We start from the raw sequence: 22,083 nt of genomic DNA, 5'->3' as shown, positions 1-22,083 counted from the left end.
CATTATCAAATGATTCACAACTTAAAATAGTTTAGCATGACCGGTAGCAAAAAGCAATACTTAAAGCTTTCAAATTAAACCTCCGTATCCTGCATAAACATTGGCTTTCTCTCGCACACTATCGACAAAAGAGCATAGGCAGAAGCTTGCCAAATGAGGATGAACTCATGGAAGTGTATGCTTACAAAACTAAGCAGCCGCTTTCGAAGTGAGTTTTGTTCGAAGTAACTCATGGAAGTGTATGCTTACAAAACTTTTAGGAGGCTGGTACACAATGGAACCGGATCTGCAGCTATATTCTGTGCGCACCGATTTGGCATTAGAGGCAAAGGAAATGGCTCAAGGCCCACAAAGAACGCCGATCCCTGGTGTGAACGAAGAAGTGGAAGAGTCTGATGGGATTAAAGTGACCCGTCTTGGTGTAGCTAATGCTGCCGGATCACAGGCAATAGGACGCGCAATTGGCAACTATGTAACCCTTGAGGTACCCGCTCTGCGTGGCGGAGATACAGGCTTGCAGCAAAAGGTGGCAGAAGTTTTTGCCCGCGAATTTGAGGACTTTTTGATCAGAATTGGGATTGGCAAGGATGCATCTGTGTTGATTGTTGGTCTTGGTAACTGGAATGTTACACCGGATTCACTGGGTCCGTTGGTGGTGGAGAACTCACTCATTACGCGGCAGTTCTATGAACTGGTTCCGGATCAGATCTCCCCTGGTTATCGTAAGGTGAGCGCTATTGCTCCTGGAGTGCTTGGGCTGACTGGAATTGAGTCGAGTGAAGTCGTGCAGGGAATCGTGGATCGGACGAAACCTGAGCTTATTATCGCCATAGATGCGTTGGCATCCCGGTCACTGGAGCGTATCAATACGACGATTCAAATTGCCGACATTGGGATCCATCCCGGTTCGGGAATTGGCAACAAGCGACGTGGATTAACCCAAGAAATTCTGGGTGTTCCTTGTATCGCAATCGGAGTGCCCACTGTCTGCTATGCCTCAACTATTGTAAATAATGTGCTGGAGATGATGAAAAATCACTTCGGGCAAGGAGCAAACCATACGAAGGAAATCATGGGGATGCTGGACGATATCTCTGAGCAGGAACGCTTGTCATTAGTGAAGGAAGTGCTTGAACCTCTGGGGCACGATTTGATTGTCACTCCCAAGGAAATCGATGAATTTATTGAAGGGATCGCGAATATTGTGGCCAGTGGTCTGAATGCGGCTTTACATGATGCGGTTGATCCTGAGAATGTTGGCGCGTATACCCACTAACTGAATTATGGTTTGTTTAGCCCGGCGGGATGCTGAATTAAGGTATCCTGTACGGGCTTTATGTCTATTCTCTCATTTTCGGTTCTAGTATTGCTCTTGCGCTCATAGATTTGGAGTATAAGAGATTACAGAGGGCTGGAGGAGGACATAACTACAATGAATAAAAAATGGTTTCAGCTTTGGAACATCGGCCGTTTAAGGGGAAAAATGCTGGATGTTTTATCGCTGGGGAGAACGATGCTGCTGTTGGCCGGAGGTTCACTAGTATTTTTTATGCTGCTTGGAGCCGGTGGATTGGCCGGACAGAAGCTTAGCTCTTCACCCATTCCTTCAATGAAGGGGCTTGCCGCCTCCCTGTCCAGTGGTTTTTTCATGGAGCTGCTGGGGATGGAGGTGCCGCATTTACCGCAGGGTAAAGAGCCTTCCGCTTTTTCAGGTGAAAAGGTAACTTCTTTCGTATTTCAGTTGCTAACCAGTGTGAATCCAGGTGACCCTAAGAGTCTAGTCTCTCGTGAAGTGCCGGGGATGGCGGCGGATGATCCATTTCTTTTGCGGAAAGGTTCAGGTGGATCTACAGGAGCACCAGTGGATTATCATCCTGGGACTGATGAACTGGCTGAGGGTGGTGAAGATGCAGAAACTTCTGTTCCGGACGAAGGGGACAAGCATGGAGATACTACAACACAGCAGCCTGAAGCGACGGTTGCACCATCCCCTGAACCATCAGCGGAGGAAGGGACGGATAAGAGTGATCCGCAAAGCGGCACAGACAGCACTAAGGATACCTCCATCAAACGGATTCTAATCTATCATTCACATCCTAGAGAGGCCTACAATCCTCTGTTAGGGGCAGCAAATGAAAATCCCAGCTCCGGAGTTTCAACTAAAAATGTAATGCTGGTAGGATCATATATTACGAAAAGACTGGAACAGCTCGGGATTGGTACGGTTCATGCCAAAGAAGATTTTCCAACCAAAATCACCGACTATAACTGGAACTTTTCCTATAAATATTCCCGGATCTTGGTTAAATCAGCACTCAGCGCAAATGAGGAAATGGATAGTTTTATCGACATTCACCGCGATTCGCAGCGTCATAGCAAAACAACAGCTGTTATTGACGGGAAAAGCTATGCACAGGTCTATTTTATCATTGGACATGCAAATAAAGACTGGAAGAAGAACGAAGAGTTTGCCAATAAGATTCATCAACAGCTTGAAAAGAATTACCCGGGAATATCTCGTGGGATATGGGGAAAAGCTGCGGGTAAAGGAAATAACGGGGAGTACAATCAGACCCTCTCTCCTAATAGTGTTTTGATTGAAGTGGGCGGAATTGATAATTCGGCTGAGGAATTAAAGCGTACGGCTGATATTTTGGCGGATGCTATCGCTGATGTTTACTGGAGCAGTCATGACGCTGAGAAGGTGAACGCACCTGAAAAAGTGGCGAATCCCACTACAACACCAAAGAAATCAAACGGAGCTTCTTAAAATAAATTACCAAGGATTAAAAAGGAGTGGTGTACATGTCGCGTTTCGGAAAAAAACTGGTTATGGTCGGGATTTGGGCAGGGATTGGCATCCTCTTAGGGATGCAGTTCGGCGGAAGTGGGGGGTCAACAGTCTCTAAGATTCTGCCCGGCTGGAATGCCAGCCCGACTACACCGACCAGTCAAGTAACAGGCATGCAGCCACAGCCACAACTGCAAAAGAATGGTGTGGCACAGGGTGGGCAGACTTATGTATATGTGCCAATGGTGATCGATCCTGTCACAGGTGCTTATACGGCCGTCTCTCCTTTGCCTCAAAATAGCAATACAACGCCAGCCGCAGATCCTCCTCAACAAGTTGTGGATGATTATAGTACGAAATCTCCGGAGCAAATTCTAATTCCTGAGGAGCAAAAGCCTACAGTCGATGTTCTGGCAGATAAGACGGCAGGTCTCTTGCAGCAGGCTTCCCAGAAGGGAATCCGCTGGGTAGTTTCATTGTTCGCTTCGGCAGAAAATTAACAGCAAATTTAGAAGAAACGGTTATTTCACGGGATCGTGTATAGCTGTTTCTTTTGTTTTGGGCCAGCGCGGGATTGATGGAGTAAGCTTGTACTGTTATAATAAGTGGATTAATATCAGGCTGTCTGTGGGGGTAAGGAATGACTGACGTTCAGAAAAGACAACAACAAATTCGCAATTTCTCGATTATTGCACATATAGACCATGGTAAATCGACACTAGCTGACCGCATTTTGGAATACACGGGGGCACTAACCACGCGTGAAATGCAGGAACAGGTACTCGATCAGATGGATCTGGAGCGCGAACGTGGTATCACAATAAAGCTGCAAGCCGTGCGTTTAACCTATCGTGCAGACGATGGTGTAGAGTATTATCTCAACTTGATTGATACACCGGGGCACGTCGATTTCACCTATGAAGTTTCCCGCAGTCTTGCAGCATGTGAAGGCGCACTGCTGGTTGTGGATGCGGCTCAAGGAATTGAAGCACAGACGCTGGCCAATGTGTATTTAGCACTGGATAATAACCTGGAAATCCTACCTGTGCTCAACAAAATTGATTTGCCAAACGCTGACCCTGACCGGGTAAAGCAGGAGATCGAGGATGTTATCGGGCTGGATACCAGCGAAGCGGTTATGGCATCTGCCAAAGCCGGTATCGGAATCAAGGAAATTCTGGAGCAGGTGGTGAAGCAGGTTCCTGCGCCATCCGGTAATTCAGAAGAGCCGCTTAAAGCATTGATCTTTGACTCTCACTACGATCCTTACAAAGGCGTTATCGTCTATGTGCGCGTAATGGACGGGAAGATCCGTGCGGGTTCGAAGATTAAGATGATGGCAACTGAGAAGACCTTCGAGGTCATTGAAGTTGGCGCATTTATGCCGCGTATGACCATTGTCGATGAATTGAACATCGGTGATGTTGGCTTTATCGTAGCTGGGATCAAGCATGTTGGAGATACCCGTGTCGGTGATACTGTCACTGACGCAAAGAATCCTACTGCTGAGCCGCTTCCAGGTTACCGTAAGATCAACCCGATGGTCTATTGCGGGTTGTATCCGATTGAGACCTCCGATTATAACGATCTTCGTGAGGCGCTGGAGAAGCTCCAGCTGAATGATGCTTCGCTAAGCTTTGAGCCGGAAAGTTCAAGCGCGCTTGGATTTGGTTTCCGTTGCGGTTTCCTTGGACTCTTGCATATGGAGATCATTCAAGAGCGGATTGAGCGCGAGTTCAATTTGCCGCTAATCACAACAGCGCCGAGTGTTATTTACCGAATTATGCTGACCAATGGCGAAATGATCCAAATCGACAACCCGTCACATTATCCGGAGATCGGTACGATTGACTACATTGAAGAGCCGTATGTTAAAGCAGCGATCATTGTGCCTAACGACTTCGTGGGTACTGTAATGGAACTGTGCCAGAACAAACGCGGCGAGTTCGTAAATATGGAATATCTAGATACTAATCGTGTAACGATTACGTACGAGATTCCGCTGTCAGAGATCGTTTATGATTTCTTTGATCAGTTGAAATCCGGTACGAAAGGATATGCTTCTTACGACTATGAAATTTGCGGATACCGTCGTTCGAATCTGGTCAAGATGGATATCTTGCTTAACAATGAGCAGGTCGATGCCTTGTCCTTTATCGTTCACCGCGATCGTGCCTACAACCGCGGACGTATCATTTGTGAGAAGCTGCGGGGGATTATCCCGCGTCAAATGTTCGAAGTGCCGATTCAAGCCTCTGTGGGTACGAAGGTGGTTGCGCGTGAAACCGTTAAGGCGATGCGCAAAAACGTACTTGCTAAATGTTACGGCGGCGATATTTCCCGTAAACGGAAGCTGCTGGAGAAGCAAAAAGAAGGTAAGAAACGCATGAAGCAAGTGGGTAGTGTAGAAGTACCACAAGAAGCGTTTATGGCAGTACTGAAGATCGATGAGTAGAAAATAGGTAGAGCCGGGAGAATATCCCGGCTCTATTTTTTTAAGCAGGAGCAGATTACAATAGGGGGAAGGATTGTAAGCACATACAAAGTGAGGGGAGTCCTCGTGAAGCGATTATATTTGAAACTTACGCCAAGTACCTTTAAGAATCGGATTTTGTTAGCCTTCTTGCTGTTGGTACTAACACCCATTGCCATACTCGTTCTATATAACTTTAAAGAGACAGAACAAATGCTGCAGGATAATGCGGAAACGAAGAACATAGAGCAGCTTATTGGTATTAAGAATGGTTTTGTTGATCTCATGAGTCTCGTGATGAAAACAGGGTCATTACTCGAACAAGATACGACGATTTTATCGATAATGAAGAATCCCGAGCAATCTGATGAAATCACGAGAAAAAAACTCGTTGAAAACAAGTTTGGAGCGATTGAAAATACATTCTTTATGAGTGGAGCGACGGTGTATTATACATTAATCGACCTTCATGGAAACGCATACACTTCCTTTATGCCAAAGGAAACCTTGAGCTACGACGAAATCCAATCGGAGGATTGGGTTCAAGCATTGAAGCGAGAAGGAACGAATCGATATATATGGAATCCGAATGACAAGAATAATGTGGTCCGGGAAAGTACAACAAGTAAGAAAATGCTTAGTCTTTATGAGGTTATGCGTGATAATGGTTTGAATATTTATGCCTATGCAAGATTAAGTATCGATTATGAGGAGTGGTTTACCAGATCAACGTTAGGGAGTAAACAGGAAGGGGCTTTATTTCTACTCGATGCCTTGGGGGGTGTGATGCTTAATCCGCTTAAGGATGAGACTTTTTCCCCTGATATTGCGCAGAGTATTGTGAAGAGTGCCAACCAGCGGCAGACGGGGCGTGCTGCATCCATTGTCGATCCGAAGGAGGAAAGTTTATACACATACAGCTACATCGAGGAGTTAAATGGCTATGTTGTTAAAAAGGTGCAGCTAGCACAGCTATTTCTTGAGGTAGACAAGCAGAAACGACGGTTTTTTGGTGGATTTGGAATCATTCTGCTGCTATTTGTTCTATTAACTTATTTCATATCATCGACGATTACAGTACCGCTTAAGAAGCTACAGAAGAAGATGGAAATGACCGCTAAGACGAATCTCAAAATGAAATTACCCGAGCAAGGGCGGGGAGAGATTCTTGCCCTGACTCAGAGTTTCAATATCATGATCCATGATTTAAATGAGCTGTTGCAGCGACTTCAGCTTGAAGAAAAACAGAAGCAATTCGTTCGATTTCAGGTATTACTTTCGCAGATGAACCCGCATTTTCTACTAAATACATTGAATACGATAAAGAGCATTGCCTTAGATAAAGATGATGATGAAATTTATGGAATTTGTGTTGCACTAGGAAAAATATTGGAGACAACCTTAAATACTGAAGTCGATTTGATCCTGTTAAAGGATGAAATCGTACTAATAGAATCTTACATGGAGATACAGCGGCAACGTTTTGGACATGGGATTGAAATTCAATATGATATCAACGAGGAACTGCAATACGCATTAATCCCTAAATTTTGTCTGCAGCCCTTAATTGAAAATAGCTTGATTCACGGCTTCGGTCAGTCTGTAAAACAAGGGAGAATTGATATCTCCGCTAAAGTGACTGAGCAACAGCTGTATCTAAAGGTTAGAGATAACGGCATGGGGATAGAAAGAGCACAGCTGAATAAGGCTATACGGAAACGTAAAGGAATCGGTGTTCAGAATATTAGGGAGAGCTTAGAACTGTTGTTCAAGAATCAACGGACAGGTATGGACATTGTGTCATCAGACACAGGAACTGAAGTGATCATCCATTTTCCATTCCTTATTTCAAAACCTTACGATGGAGGTAAGCTCACATGTGGAGAACGTTAATTGTGGATGATGAACAACCTGCGGTTAAAAGTATACGGAAGCTATTCTTAAAGGCTGGAATCCCGTTTGAAATTATAGGTGAGGCGGAGAATGGAGAAGTAGGCTTGCAAATGATTCGTGAGCTGCAGCCTGATGTGGTAGTGACGGATATCAATATGCCGGTGATGGATGGGGTGAAGCTTCTTCAAATTGCGCGAGAGGAAGGCTTCGACTGCCGGTTTGTAATGTTAACTGCATTGAGTGAATTTGAATACGCCCGGCAGGCGCTCGTATTTGGGGCTTCGGACTACATTTTGAAGTTATCTTTAGATCTCCAAGGTTTGAAGCAGACGATGGGTAAGGTTCAGGCCGAGCTGGAGCGAATGGTGAAGATGAAGAAAGCCGATAAATGGTTTCCTGAGAAGCAACAAACGGGACCGACAGATCATGTGGAGATGAACAAAATTATAGCTTATATTGAAGAACATTATGCTGAGGACATCTCGCTCAAATCCATGTCAGAGTTGATCCGGATGGATGCCAGCTATATAAGTGACTTATTCAAGAAAAAGACAGGGAAAACGTTGACCAATTATATTCAAGAGCGTCGGATTCAGGCTGGGAAAATGCTGCTTGCAGAAACGAAGCTAACAATTAGCGAGATTGGGCAGCAAGTAGGCTTTGAGAACGATAATTATTTTATAAAAATCTTCAAAAAGTGGTGTGGTGTCACGCCAAATGAATTCCGTAAAGAACCAAAAAACGTTCTATAAGTTCCCAAATGTAGTTCATCCCCCAGAATCCGCTCTGATGATAAAGTTATAGATGTAGAGCACAACACATAATCCTTCCAAGGGGGAAGCTATCTATGAAGAAAAAGTGGTATCCTGCAGTGCTTTCTGTCTTATTAGCAGGTACGATGCTGGCTGGTTGTGGGAGTGGTGGAAGTAATGAATCGCAGGGCAGTGCAAATGGAGAACCAGCAAAGGAGAAAATAAAGCTTACGATGTGGGGGGCAGTTCCTGCAGAAGCCGGGCCTCAAGCTGTAGTTGATAACTGGAATAAAGATCATCCAGATATTCAAGTCGAGTATATCCGTAATGTAAATGACGATGCAGGCAACTTAAAGCTGGACACTGCTTTGATGACCAATCAAAACATAGACCTTTTCATGAACTACGATCTTGCTCATTTACAGAAACGTATGGATGCAGGCGTTGCCTTGGATCTAAGCACGAAAACAGATTATGATATCGACAGCCAGATCGGCGAGGACGCAGCGATGTGGAAAATCAATGATAAATACTATGGGATTCCTACAAAGAAAAACATGGCGTTTGTATGGTTGAACAAAGATATGCTGGATGCAGCAGGATTACCGATTCCTGCGGTGGACTGGACTTGGTCAGATCTTGAGGAGTATGCGAAGAAGCTAACGAAACCTGGTGTGTACGGATTATTGCAGGCAGATTCCTCCTTCGCAACAACGATGGACGGTACGCTTGCTGGAATGGGTGTGAAACAGGCGGATGGTACTTCAAACTTTGGAAATGATCTCTGGAAACAGCAACTGGAAATATTGCATAACATGATGTTCGTGGACAAATCCACACCGGAATATGGGGAGCAGCTGACCAGTAAAATGCCGGTTGACACCATGTTCCTGCAAGGCAAAGCGGCAATGCTGGCAGCAGGTGAGTTTATTTTCCGCAATGCGAACAACTTGAAGGACTATCCGCATGATTTCAAAACCGCGTTCGCCGCTATTCCAAAAGTGAATAAAGATCAAAAGGATTATAAATATTCGGGCGGTGTGGGCGACATGCTTGCTCTTAATGCAAAGTCCAAGAACCTGGATGCGGCTTGGGAGTTCGCAAAATGGTATGCGGATGGCGGTATGCTGCCAATGGCAAGCGGGGGTCGTATTCCAGCCTCTAAGAGTGTGGACAGTAAGGAAGCGATGAGCCTTCTCTTGAATGGTGTAGAAGACAAATATGATACAGATTCAATGAATAATATTGTATTCGGCAAATTCCCATCCTTCCAGCTAAATGTACCTCAACAAGCCATTGATGCACGTAAAGAAGAGTATGAAAAATACTTCTTAAATAAGCAAGATATTGATACCACGATGAAAAATATGCAAACCCGTTCGCAAGAGTTAATGAAATAAAGAAATAGCTGGCACAAAAGAGAAGGAGGAAGAATTCTTCGTTCTTCTCTTTCGTGTACCCATTTTTCAGCATACGAAAGGCGGCGATACCGTGAAGCGGAGAAGCTGGATGGACAGACAAGGCTGGATCGGCATGACTTTTATTCTCCCGAATATGATTGGTATTCTCTTATTCTTTGTGATTCCTGCAATCTTTTCCTTTGTCCTGATGTTTACGAATTATCAATTTTCAAATCCGAATTGGCAATTTACCGGGCTGGATAATCTCAAACGGTTGTTCCATGACGATAATTTCTATGCCTCGATCAAATATACGGTGATATTCCTGATATCGGTTCCAGTATCGATGGTGCTCGCTTTTATTGTGGCGCTATTTCTAAACCGCAGTGTGTATCTTAAAGGATTATTGCGTGGAATGTTTTTCCTGCCGTATATCTCTAGTGGAGTAGCCGTTGCATTTGTCTGGATGCTGCTATTTCAGCCTTCACAGGGGCCCATCAATGAACTGCTTCGCTGGATTGGCATAACATCGCCGCCAGGGTGGTTTGCGGATACGGAAACCGCAATGTATGCCATTGATATCGTACAGATCTGGCTGATGCTTGGCTACAATATGATCATATATTTAGCAGCACTACAGGAAATTTCGACAGAACAGCTGGAAGCTGCCCGGATCGATGGTGCAAGCACATTCAAAACAACATGGAAAATTGTATGGCCTCTTGTTAGTCCAACAACTTTTTTATTAATGATTACCGGATTAATTATGACGATGAAATCGTTCTCGATTATTCAAGCCATTACGGCTGGAGGACCTAGCGGAAGTACGACGGTCTTATCACTATTCGTTTATAAAACAGCATTCAGTTATTACGATATGGGATATGCTTCAGTCATTTCATGGTTCTTGTTCGCCGTCATTCTCGTCATTACAGTCATTCAGTGGATCGGCCAAAAGCGCTGGGTTCATTACTAAATAACCCTACAAAGTGGTGCTTTGCGGGACCCCGAAACCATAAATTAAAGGAGCAGGCGGTATGAATGAAAAAGCAGGAAACATGAAGGTGAAGCTGCCAGTAACGATCATCATGTTTGTTCTAGGACTATTTATGATTGTGCCTTTTCTATGGATGCTCAGCACATCTTTTCAGACACCTGCCGAGGTGTTTAACGAATGGCTGCCTTCATCTCTCAACTGGAGCAATCATATTCGGGTGTGGACAGGAAGTTATGATTTTGTTCCGTATTATTTAAATTCACTTAAGATATCGATTATTGGAACTGCGGGAGCTGTGTTTCTATCTGCCCTTGCCGCTTACGGATTTTCACGTACTTCGTTTAAAGGGCGGGATGGCCTATTTGTCATATATCTATCCATGATGATGGTTCCACCGCAGGTGCTTTTTGTTCCTAAGTTTATCATGTTTAACTGGGTTGGGATTTACAATACGCATTTGGCCCTAATCCTTCCAGCCATGTTCTCGATCTTCGGTGTATTTATGCTTCGGCAGTTCTTTATGGGCATTCCTAAGGAAATTACGGAATCTGCTTTTCTGGATGGAGCCGGTCATTACAAAATATTTTTCCGCTTAATTCTGCCATTAGCGAAGCCGGCAATCGCTACGTTTGCTATTCTTGATTTCTCCTGGCAATGGAATGATTATGAGAATGCGCTTGTATTTTTGCAGAGCCCTAAGCTATATACCATTCCGCTTGGATTGCAGAATTTTATTCTTGAGAACAATGTGGATTACAACGGGATGATGGCCGCTTCGTCGGCTGCGATCATTCCAATGATTGTTATCTTCTTCATAGGTCAGAAATATATTATTCAAGGAATTTCTAGCTCGGCTGTGAAAGGCTAACTATAGGAGGGATACTGACATGAGAACAGAAACGGTTAAATCCGATGTGACAGTGGTCGGGGGTGGACTTGCAGGGATGAACGCGGCGATTGCTGCAGCACGTCTTGGGTTAAAGGTAGCACTGGTACAGAATCGTCCTGTACTTGGTGGTAACTCGAGTTCAGAGGTTCGGGTATGGGTATGTGGTGCAACAGGACATGGTGTAAATCGCTATGCACGGGAGACAGGCATTATGGGTGAGCTGTTCATCGAGAATCAATACCGGAACCCGGAAGGGAATCCATATCTATGGGATCTAACCTTGCTCGAAGCGGTGAAGGCAGAATCGAATATCAGCTTGTTCCTAAATACCGATGTACGTGAAGTGGAAGCGGAAGGTGAGGCAGAGGAGCGTACGATTCAGAGTGTGACCGGCTGGATGATGGGATCTGAGCGTTTAATCACGTTCGAGAGCGATGCTTTCATCGATTGTACGGGTGATGGTTTAGTGGGCTTCCTAGCAGGAGCGGATTTTCGATTAGGACGTGAAGCCCGTCATGAATTTAATGAGGAATGGGCACCAGAAGTGCCTGATAATATTACATTAGGCAGTACATTATTATTCTATACACAGGATACTGGAAAACCGGTACGTTATGTTGCACCCTCATTCGCGAAGGATATTACAACAACGTCTATCCCGATCCGCCGGGTCATTCGGAGTGGGGATTCAGGCTGTCACTATTGGTGGATTGAGTGGGGCGGCGAGCTTGATACGGTGGATGAGAATGAACGTATACGTGATGAACTATCCTCTGTTATTTATGGGATTTGGGATTACATTAAAAACTCAGGTCATTTTGATGCCGAAAATATGACGCTGGAGTGGGTTGGCTCAATTCCGGGTAAACGTGAATACAGACGGTTTGTTGGCGATACGATCTTAACGCAAAATGATATTCTTGCGCAGCGTGAATTTGCAGACCGGATTGGATTCGGAGGATGGTCGATTGATCTACATCCACCGCAAGGGATGTACGCAGAAGAGAGTGGCTCCAAGCATCTGCATGCGGACGGGATCTACCATATTCCATTTGGTTCGCTATATTCGAAGAATGTGCGGAATCTATTCTTCGCGGGTCGTAATATCAGTGCATCTCATGTGGCTTTTGGAACAACACGCGTTATGGCAACCTGTGCGATCATGGGTGAAGCAGCTGGAGCAGGTGCCGCTTTATCCGTCATCAAAGGTGTGACTCCACGTGTAATTCGCCAGCATCATATGCATGAATTACAACAGGTGATGTTGAAGCAAGATGCTTCGATTATTGGATTACGTAACGAAGATCCACTGGACCTCGCCAGAAAAAGCGAGATTCATGCATCCAGCACGTTGAATGGTATCCTGCTGGATCGTCCAGCCGAAGCTTATGAGCTTTCTCATGATGTAGGGATTTTGTTTCCGGTTGAAGGAAGTATCCGTGGGTTAAGGCTGCTTGTGTCAGCAACTATTCAGACGCAGCTGACCGTGGAGATCTGGACGACTGGACGCGCGGAAAATTACGTGCCGGCGGAGTGCAAACAGGTTGATTTTATAACAGTAAAGGCTGGAGAGCAGCAATGGATTGAAGTTCCGATACAAGAGGAGAAATGTAGTCTTATCGGCGAATGTAATATCTTCGCTATTATTCGAGCTAATGAACACCTTCAATTGCATATTTCAGAAACCCCAATCACAGGTGTCATTACATTTGAGCGCGGTGCTAAATCCGTTGTTGATTCAGCGCTGGAAGATCATCAGCCAGATCAGCCGGTGATAGAGTGGAGCATGAAACAACTTGTACGCAGGCATTTCTGCTTTGCAGTAGAAACATCGGCATATGCTGCATCTAAAGTCATTGATGGGTATGTTCGACCTTTCGCGGGACCGCATAGCTGGGTTTCTGCGCCGATGATCGCGGGTAGATCGGAGTGGGTAGAGGCGCGTCTCCCGGATGCTGTTCCAGTCTCCGAAATCCATTTCACCTTTAATGATGATGTCAATGAAGATCTCATCAACTTACATCACCATGAAACGCCATTTCTAGTGATTCCTGAACTGGTAAAGAACTATGATGTAGAGCTGCTCATTGATGGCGCGTGGCAAGTCATGCTCTGTGTCAAAGACAACCATCGCCGGAAGAATGTTCATCGATTAGAGAAGCCTGTCCTTACAGATGCTGTCCGGATCGTTATTCATGAAACTAACGGTGGAGTACATGCCGAACTTGTGGAAATGCGGATTTATCAAGAAGCAACGGCTTTGCCGTCCTTATAGGGACGGTATCCGTTTCTGCGGGAAATACAAAATATATAGGATAACGTAAAACTTATACTTTCTTATATTATAAAATAGAGTTCATTTATAAATGAACGCCCTCGGAGGGAAGCCGTCAGGCTTCCCTTTTCATGTTTTTTAGATTACACTATTCAAACGATATTTTTATATAAAGGAGACAGCTAATGACAACGAAGACTAATGGCCGTCCCCCTGAGGCTGTATACATTCATATCCCTTTTTGTACCAATAAGTGCTTTTATTGTGATTTCAATTCCTATGTACTCAAGGATCAGCCAGTTATGGATTATCTCGAAGCTTTGGATCGAGAGATGGAGCAGACCGTCAAGAACACCCCTCCGGGTGTTATCAAAACGATCTTCGTCGGCGGAGGCACACCCACTGTTTTAAAACCTGATGAAATGGCTTATTTCTTAAAGTCTGTTCGCACGCATTTCCCCAACTGGGATAAAGATATTGAGTTCTCTATGGAAGCTAACCCTGGAACAACGGATCTGGACAAGCTGACGGTTATGAAAGAAGGCGGCGTGAACCGGGTGAGCTTTGGTGTTCAAGCATTTCAGAACGAGCTGCTCACAGGCATCGGCCGGATTCATAATGTAGATGATGTATACCGGAGCCTAGAGAATGCACGTGCAGTTGGACTCAATAATCTTTCGGTTGACCTGATGTTTGGGCTGCCTAATCAAACTGTTGAGATGTTGGGCGAAAGTATCCGCAAGGCGTTGGAGCTGGATCTACCCCACTATTCTATTTACAGCTTGAAGGTGGAGGAGAATACTCTTTTTCACACGCTGTTTAATAAGAACAAACTTCCTCTTCCTAATGAAGAAGATGAATTGCAAATGTACCTCCTGTTGATGTCCTCTATGAAGGAAGCGGGTTACAATCAATACGAGATCAGTAACTTCGCGAAACCAGGAATGGAGAGCCGCCATAATATCACCTACTGGCGTAATGAAGATTATTATGGTCTAGGAGCAGGAGCGCATGGATATGTGGGACGTCAGCGGCATATTAATGTTAAGGGCGTAAATCCATATGTAGAAGCCACACGTAAAGGGCTGCCACGACTGGATGCATACCCAATCTCAGAAGCAGAAGCGATGGAAGACTTTATGATGGTCGGCTTGCGTATGCATGAGGGCGTCTCTAATGAAGCTTTTCAGGCGCAATTCGGGCGTTCAATAGAGGAAGTATTCGAGAAATCCTTGCATAAAATGCTGCATGCAGGGCTGTTGGAACAAGAAGCAGGGGTTTACCGACTCAGCAAGCAAGGAATCTTGTTTGGGAACGATGTTTTTGCTGAATTTGTAGGCGCCCTGACAGAAGTTTAATTTTAAAATACCCCTTGAATTGTAATTCACTCTGTTGTATATTTATTCATATTATCAACAGAGGGGTGAACCAAAGTGCTTGCCAAGACGGAAATGATTCGCCATTCGTCTCCAGCGGGAGACGCACAGGTAATTTGTAGAAATGCTGTGGTAGAAGACGTTGAGCCATTGTATCTAATGATAGAAGAGTATGCCCAGCGCGGCATCATGTTGCCCCGTTCCCGGCAGGCGCTGACACGCCAGATCGATCAATTCGTAGTTGCTGAAATCGAAGGCAGATTCGTAGGCTGTGGTTCACTTTTCAAGCTCGGGAATGATCTCGTAGAGATTCGTTCAATTGGATTGAATGATGAAGGCAAGGGTAAAGGCGTAGGCTCCATGATATTGGCGAAGCTGGTCGAGGAAGCTAGGAACCAGAAAATCCCAAAGGTTATGGCACTAACCTATGCTGTTGATTTTTTTCTTAGAAATGGATTTGAAGTCGTCCAGAAAGAGATTTTCCCTGAAAAAGTATGGACAGATTGCGTGAATTGTAAAAAGCAGCATGCCTGCGATGAAATAGCAGTGCTTAAGATACTGAACTGACTTGACAATGTCAATGTCAGTTTGGTATTTTTGTATTAGTGGTTAGCACTCATCTGAGTCGAGTGCTAACGAATCGGAGCCACAGCCGATAGGAGGGAATAACATGTTAACTGATCGCCAGAGAATGATACTAAATGCAATTGTGGATGATTATATTTCATCGGCAGAGCCAGTAGGATCTCGCAGCATTTCTAAACGGGGAGATGTAGGATACAGTCCGGCTACGATTCGAAATGAAATGGCTGACCTGGAGGATTTAGGTTATCTCGAGCAGCCTCATACATCGGCGGGAAGAATTCCTTCCCATAAAGGATACCGATATTATGTGGATCATTTGGTACCGTGGAATTCCGCCGAAACGGCAGAAATGGGCACGATCCGCGCTTTTTTTGCCGAGAAGCTAAATGCAATGGAGCAGGTAATCCAACATGCGGCGATGATTCTTTCCAATATGACGAATTATACTTCCATCCTGCTGGGACCGGAGGTTTTTCATACTTCATTGCGTCATTTTCAGTTGTTACCACTAGATGATACAACCGCTGTGGCCATTATCGTCACAAGTACGGGGCAAGTTGAGAATCGTACGGTGAACATTCCGCCGGAGATTTCTGTTTCCGAGATGGAGAAAGTGGTTAACCTACTGAATAGTAAACTGGTCAATGTACCACTCTATAAGCTGAAGACTCGGCTCTATTCCGAGCTTGGCGAAGAAATGCAGCGTCACATCTCACATTATGAAGAATTAATGCAGGTGCTGGACACCGCGCTGGAAAGCGATCAAGAGCAGCGCATCTATCTCAGCGGAGCAACGAATATGCTGACACAGCCTGAGTTCAAAGACGTAGACAAGGTGAAGAGTATTCTTGATCTGCTGGAAGAGACACCGACACTGCTCAAAATGCTGGCCCCTACAGTGGGTGGCACAGGTATTCAAGTACGAATAGGAACAGAAAACAATCACGAAGCGTTCGCTAACTGTAGTCTGATCACCGCCACTTATTCACTTGATGGGCAGGCACTAGGAAGCATTGGGATCCTTGGGCCGACCCGTATGGAATATGCAAGAGTGATGGGGATCTTGGGCATTTTATCCCGAGATTTGACAGCGATGCTGGCGCACTGGTATAAGTGAACAGAGTCAACATGATTTCGTGAATGATTTTAAGGAGGTGAAGACAACTTGAAAAAGGAACAAGTTCAAGATTCTAATGAATTCAAAGAGGAATTGATCAATGAGGAGCCTGTGGCTGAAGTAGTCTCAGATGCCGACTCATTTACAGCTGAAAACGTTAGTGAAGGTGCTTCAGATACAGGTGCTGAGGTGAAACGCCTACAGGATCTTGCTGATGAATATCAAGGTCGTGCACTGCGTGCACAAGCTGATTTTGATAACTTCCGTCGTCGTACCCAGAAGGAAAAAGAAGAGTTGGCTCAATATGCTACCTCCAAGCTCCTGACGGAATTGCTTTCCGTGCTGGACAATTTCGAGCGTGCGTTAGTCACTACTCCAGCTAATCCTGAATCCGAAGCTTTCGCGAAGGGCGTTAATATGATTTTCCGTCAGCTGGATGGGGTATTGAAGGCTGAGGGGCTTACAGCTATGGAAACAGTAGGACAGCCTTTTAATCCTGAATACCATCAGGCTATTATGCAGGTTGAGAGCGAGGAGTACGAAGAGGGTATCGTTACAGAAGAGGTTCAAAAGGGATATCTTCTGAAAGATAGAGTTCTTCGTCCGGCCATGGTCAAAGTCAGCATGTAGTCTGTCTATATAGGACGGGCAGTTTCTGCTCGCCATAAAGCAGCAGTGCTTTTGCCTACTATTTATCCGATTGCAGGCTGTTGCCCGGATAGTTTATTATCAATCGAATTTTTTTGATATTTTTATAAATTTATTGAGCTTAGGCTCCATATAACTTTAGAGGAGGCAAATTATTGTGAGTAAAGTTATCGGTATTGACTTAGGAACCACGAACTCTTGCGTTGCCGTTATGGAAGGCGGCGAAGCCGTAGTAATTCCAAACCCAGAAGGCGCGCGTACAACCCCTTCGGTTGTAGGCTTTAAGAAAGACGGCGAGCGTATCGTCGGTGAAACGGCTAAACGCCAAGCAATTACTAACCCTGATCGTACGATCAGCTCTGTTAAACGTCACATGGGTACTAACCACAAAGAAAGCATTGATGGTAAAGACTACTCCCCACAAGAAATTTCGGCAATGATTCTGCAAAAGCTGAAATCCGATGCAGAGGCTTATCTTGGCCAAACTGTTACTCAAGCAGTTATCACTGTTCCTGCTTATTTTAATGACAGCCAACGTCAAGCTACCAAAGATGCAGGTAAAATTGCAGGTTTGGAAGTTCTGCGTATTGTGAACGAGCCAACAGCAGCAGCTTTGGCATATGGTCTGGAGAAATCCGAAGATCAAACCATTCTAGTCTATGACCTTGGTGGCGGTACTTTTGACGTATCCATCCTTGAACTTGGTGATGGCTTCTTCGAAGTAAAAGCTACAAGCGGCGACAACAAGCTGGGTGGCGACGACTTTGACCAAGTGGTTATGGATTACCTGGTATCCGAATTCAAAAAAGAGCAAGGCATTGATCTGAGCAAAGATAAATCTGCTGTGCAACGTTTGAAAGATGCAGCTGAAAAAGCGAAAAAAGAATTGTCAGGCGTACTGACAACAACTGTATCGCTTCCGTTCATCACTGTGGTTGACGGCGTACCTCAGCACTTAGAGATCAACTTGACTCGTGCGAAATTTGATGAACTGACTGCTGGTCTGGTAGAACGTACTTTGGGACCAACTCGTCAAGCATTGTCTGATGCTGGCATGACCCCTGCAGACCTTACTAGAATCGTTCTGGTTGGTGGTTCTACACGTATCCCAGCTGTACAAGATGCTATCAAAAAGCTTACTGGCAAAGAACCACACAAAGGTGTGAATCCGGATGAAGTAGTAGCTCTTGGTGCTGCTGTTCAAGCGGGTGTATTGACTGGTGATGTTAAAGACGTTGTATTGCTTGACGTAACTCCGCTTTCCCTGGGTATTGAAACTGCAGGTGGCGTGTTCACGAAGATGATCGAGCGTAATACTACGATTCCTACAAGCAAATCCCAAGTATTCTCAACCTTTGCTGACAACCAACCTAGCGTAGAGATTCACGTGCTGCAAGGTGAGCGTCAAATGGCAAATGGCAACAAGACACTGGGACGTTTCATGCTGAACGAGATTCCACCAGCACCACGTGGCGTGCCACAAATCGAAGTTTCTTTCGATATTGATGCCAACGGTATCGTAAATGTATCTGCGACAGATAAAGGCACGAACAAGAGCCAAAAAATCACTATCACTTCTTCCAGCGGCCTGAGCGACGCAGAAGTAGAACAAATGATGAAGGATGCCGAGCTTCACGCTGAGGAAGACCGTAAGCGTAAAGAACTGGTAGAAGCGAAAAACGGTGCTGACCAACTCGTGTATTCTACTGAAAAAGTAATTAAAGACCTTGGCGATAAAGCTGATGCTTCTGATGTTGAAAAAGCAAATGAAGCTAAAGATAAAGTTAAAGCAGCACTTGAAACTGACAATCTTGAAGAAATCAATGCAGCTACAGAAGCATTGACTGAGATTGTACAACAGTTGTCCATGAAGCTGTACGAACAAGCTGCTCAAGCTGAGCAAGGTGCTGAAGGTGGCGCTGGAGCCGCTGAAGGCGCTCCTAAAAAAGATAATGTAGTTGACGCTGACTATGAGGTTGTTGACGAAGATAAGAATCAAGGGTAACCTTATACGATAAGTGTAATAGGAAACTGATAAATTCTTATATAGTTAAGAAGGGAAGGTCAAAACCGGGTCATCCCGTGTTTTGACTTTCCTTTTGTAATATCAGATTGCACACTCTTTGCGAATGCGCCTTCTGATATTGTAAGAATAAACATCGCTGAATCTGGATGGTCAGATCCTGAGGTTTTATCGTATAATGGTTTGTTTGACAGGTAATAAGGAATTTGAGTATGTATGCACGGAGGTGAAAGCAGTGGCAGATAAACGCGATTATTATGAAGTGCTTGGCCTTAGTAGAGATGCTTCAGACGATGAGGTGAAAAAAGCGTACCGGAAATTGGCGCGCCAATATCACCCAGACGTGAATAAAGCAGATGACGCTGAAGCTAAGTTTAAGGAAGTAAAAGAAGCTTATGATGTTCTTAGTGATGGACAGCAGCGAGCTAGATATGACCAATATGGTCATATTGACCCTAACCAAGGTATGGGCGGCTTCGGAGGCGGCGGTGGTGGCGACTTCGGAGGGCTTGGCGATATCTTTGATATGTTCTTTGGAGGCGGCGGACGCCGTGATCCTAACGCACCGCAGCGCGGTGGGGATTTGCAGTATACCATGACCATTGAATTCAAGGAAGCGGTATTCGGCAAAGAAACCGATATTACTATTCCACGTACAGAAACTTGCGATACCTGCTACGGCTCCGGGGCTAAACCGGGCACTAAACCAGAGACTTGTTCCGTATGTCATGGTAGTGGACAACAGGAATTCGTACAGAATACACCGCTTGGACAGATGCGTAATCGTCGTCCTTGTTCACATTGCAGTGGTACAGGTAAGATTATTAAGGAAAAATGTACGACTTGCGCCGGACAGGGTAAGGTTAAAAAGCAACGCAAGATCCATGTGCGTATCCCGGCCGGTGTTGATGACGGTGCACAGCTGCGCATGACTGGCGAAGGCGAAGGCGGCTTACGCGGCGGTCCTGCTGGAGACTTGTATATTGTTATCCGTGTCAAATCGCATGATTTCTTCGTGCGTGAGAACGATGATATTATGTGCGAGGTTCCGCTTACGTTTGCACAGGCAGCACTTGGTGATGAGATTGAAATTCCAACCTTAACCGAAAAAGTGAAGCTGAAGATTCCTGCCGGAACGCAAACAGGCACTTTCTTCCGCCTCAAAGGTAAAGGTGTTCCACGTCTGCGTGGATCTGGCCAAGGTGATCAGCATGTACGGGTAATTGTTGTGACACCTAGCAAGCTCAATGAAGAGCAAAAAGAATTGCTACGCCAGTTCGCTTCTCTGAACGGAGAAAACACACATGAGCACGAGCAGTCCTTCTTTGATCGTGTGAAACGTGCGTTTCGCGGGGACTGATATCCTAACTCATTCATTCAGTAAATGAATAGAAAAAGACAGCAGAGCAGCGACCTCCCGTTCTTGGGGGATCGCTGCTCTGCGTTTTTGTCCAGGCATGAGATTAGGGCAGGGCCAGTTAACTAACCTCATGCAAATCTTTGGAGGAGCTGTGATGCTTGAACCTGCGAAATTCTGCGTTTGGCTAACTTGGCCAATCCGGTGACCCCGACCCCCGAACCGCGAACCGCGAACCGCGAACCGCGAACCCCGAACCCCGAACCGCGAACCGCGAACCCTTAACCTTGGAACCCTCGACTGGTCTCCAGCTTTTTTAAACACACTATATGCTTTGAATTATCTACGTGGGCTTGCGGACCCAGAAGACGCTATTTGCAAATTTATCGCCTTTTGAGCGAAGTTTCGGACTCCAGCGCAGCTATTGCCCAGAAAAGCGCTCATATTTGGTGTTTTTCGTGCTAATAGCGACTATGGGGTCCGTTGGCATGGCAAATAGCGCATAATCCAGTGTTTAAGTGCAACGGTGTCCGATAGTGCCGAGCATAATCTTCTGCGTGGATAGGACCCGGAAGACGCTGGAGGCATACGGACCCAGATGACGCTATTTGCACATTTTTCTCCTTTTGAGCGAAGTTTCGGACTCCAGTGCAGCTATTGCCTAGAAAAGTGCCCATGATTGGTGTTTTTTGTGCTAATAGCGACTATGGGGTCCGTTGGCATGGCAAATAGCGCATAATTCAGCGTTTAAGTACAACTGTGTCCGATAGCGCTGAGAATAATCATCCGAGTGGATAGGACCCGGAAGACGCTGGAGGCATACGGACTCAGCTGACGCTATTTGTACATTTTTCTCCTTTTGAGCCAAGTTTCGGACTCCAGTGCAGCTATTGCCTAGAAAAGTGCTCATATTTGGTGTCTTTCGTGCTAATAGCGACTATGGGGTCCGTTGGCATGGCAAAAGTCGCATAAATCAGCGTTTAAGTGCAACGGTGTCCGATAGTGCCGAGCATAATCTTCTGCGTGGATAGGACCCGGAAGACGCTGGAGGCATACGGACCCAGATGACGCTATTTGCAAATTTATCGCCTTTTGAGCGAAGTTTCGGACTCCAGTGCAGCTATTGCCTAGAAAAGTGCTTATGATTGGTGTTTTTCGTGCTAAAAGTGACTATGGGGTCCGTTGGCATGGCAAATGTCGCATAATCCAGCATTTAAGTGCAACTGTGTCCGATAGCGTTGAGTATAATCATCTGAGTGGATAGGACCCAGAAGAGGCTGGAGGTATACGGACTCAGCTGACGCTATTTGCACATTTATCGCCTTTTGTGCGAAGTCGGACTCAGCTGATGCAATTAGCACATTTTTCTCCTTTTGGGCGAAGTTTCGGACTCCAGTGCAGCTATTGCCCAGAAACACGCTCATATTTGGTGTCTTTCGTGCCAATAGCGACTATGGGGTCCGTTGGCATGGCAAATGTCGCATAATTCAGTGTTTAAGTGCAACTG

At 45.3% G+C, this 22,083-nt stretch carries 16 protein-coding genes; all 16 read left to right on the top strand.

Features of this window, described 5'->3' with window-relative positions:
- Positions 1-274: 274 nt before the first annotated feature.
- The 16 genes from gpr (at position 275) to dnaJ (ending at position 20,579) form a co-directional block, all read left to right on the top strand.
- Complete coding sequence (gpr, locus tag NSQ91_RS24900; RefSeq protein ID WP_036677518.1) at positions 275-1,276, top strand: GPR endopeptidase; 1,002 nt, start codon at positions 275-277, stop codon at positions 1,274-1,276.
- A 156-nt stretch (positions 1,277-1,432) separates the two neighbouring features.
- A complete protein-coding gene (locus NSQ91_RS24895; RefSeq protein ID WP_076129693.1) occupies positions 1,433-2,770 on the top strand; it encodes a stage II sporulation protein P in 1,338 nt (445 codons plus the stop codon).
- 35 nt (positions 2,771-2,805) lie between these two features.
- Positions 2,806-3,291, top strand: coding sequence for a hypothetical protein (locus tag NSQ91_RS24890; protein ID WP_076304261.1), 486 nt, complete (start codon positions 2,806-2,808; stop codon positions 3,289-3,291).
- 140 nt (positions 3,292-3,431) lie between these two features.
- Entirely contained in the window at positions 3,432-5,246 is a 1,815-nt protein-coding gene (gene lepA, locus NSQ91_RS24885) for a translation elongation factor 4 (protein WP_036677511.1), read from the top strand.
- A gap of 105 nt (positions 5,247-5,351) precedes the next feature.
- The gene (locus NSQ91_RS24880) at positions 5,352-7,157 is read left to right on the top strand and encodes a sensor histidine kinase (protein ID WP_248549491.1); all 1,806 of its coding nucleotides are present in this window, start codon (positions 5,352-5,354) and stop codon (positions 7,155-7,157) included.
- Complete coding sequence (locus tag NSQ91_RS24875) at positions 7,142-7,909, top strand: response regulator transcription factor (protein WP_076141556.1); 768 nt, start codon at positions 7,142-7,144, stop codon at positions 7,907-7,909. The genes NSQ91_RS24880 and NSQ91_RS24875 overlap by 16 nt, the downstream gene beginning before the upstream one ends.
- Before the next feature lie 95 nt (positions 7,910-8,004).
- Positions 8,005-9,309, top strand: coding sequence for an ABC transporter substrate-binding protein (locus NSQ91_RS24870; protein WP_076141557.1), 1,305 nt, complete (start codon positions 8,005-8,007; stop codon positions 9,307-9,309).
- Positions 9,310-9,400: 91 nt separating this feature from the next.
- Positions 9,401-10,285 carry a carbohydrate ABC transporter permease gene (locus tag NSQ91_RS24865; protein ID WP_249267723.1) on the top strand — a complete coding sequence of 295 codons (885 nt, stop codon included), beginning with the start codon at positions 9,401-9,403 and terminating at the stop codon, positions 10,283-10,285.
- Positions 10,286-10,346: 61 nt separating this feature from the next.
- Positions 10,347-11,174, top strand: coding sequence for a carbohydrate ABC transporter permease (locus NSQ91_RS24860; protein WP_076129699.1), 828 nt, complete (start codon positions 10,347-10,349; stop codon positions 11,172-11,174).
- A gap of 19 nt (positions 11,175-11,193) precedes the next feature.
- Positions 11,194-13,470, top strand: coding sequence for an FAD-dependent oxidoreductase (locus NSQ91_RS24855; protein ID WP_076304263.1), 2,277 nt, complete (start codon positions 11,194-11,196; stop codon positions 13,468-13,470).
- A 185-nt stretch (positions 13,471-13,655) separates the two neighbouring features.
- Entirely contained in the window at positions 13,656-14,828 is a 1,173-nt protein-coding gene (gene hemW / locus NSQ91_RS24850; RefSeq protein WP_076105910.1) for a radical SAM family heme chaperone HemW, read from the top strand.
- 93 nt (positions 14,829-14,921) lie between these two features.
- Entirely contained in the window at positions 14,922-15,413 is a 492-nt protein-coding gene (locus NSQ91_RS24845) for an N-acetyltransferase (RefSeq protein ID WP_051490987.1), read from the top strand.
- A gap of 103 nt (positions 15,414-15,516) precedes the next feature.
- Entirely contained in the window at positions 15,517-16,548 is a 1,032-nt protein-coding gene (gene hrcA, locus NSQ91_RS24840; RefSeq protein ID WP_036677493.1) for a heat-inducible transcriptional repressor HrcA, read from the top strand.
- A gap of 48 nt (positions 16,549-16,596) precedes the next feature.
- A complete protein-coding gene (grpE, locus tag NSQ91_RS24835; protein WP_036677491.1) occupies positions 16,597-17,178 on the top strand; it encodes a nucleotide exchange factor GrpE in 582 nt (193 codons plus the stop codon).
- A 175-nt stretch (positions 17,179-17,353) separates the two neighbouring features.
- Positions 17,354-19,201: a molecular chaperone DnaK gene (gene dnaK, locus NSQ91_RS24830; RefSeq protein WP_036677488.1), complete on the top strand. Its 1,848-nt coding sequence runs from the start codon at positions 17,354-17,356 to the stop codon at positions 19,199-19,201.
- Between the two features lie 253 nt (positions 19,202-19,454).
- The gene (gene dnaJ / locus NSQ91_RS24825) at positions 19,455-20,579 is read left to right on the top strand and encodes a molecular chaperone DnaJ (RefSeq protein ID WP_036677487.1); all 1,125 of its coding nucleotides are present in this window, start codon (positions 19,455-19,457) and stop codon (positions 20,577-20,579) included.
- Positions 20,580-22,083: the final 1,504 nt, after the last annotated feature.

The organism is Paenibacillus sp. FSL R7-0048, assembly GCF_038004505.1.
GTDB lineage: Bacteria > Bacillota > Bacilli > Paenibacillales > Paenibacillaceae > Paenibacillus_AQ > Paenibacillus_AQ odorifer.
The sequence above is the reverse complement of the archived record's forward strand: the minus strand, read 5'-3'. Positions and strand labels throughout refer to the sequence as shown.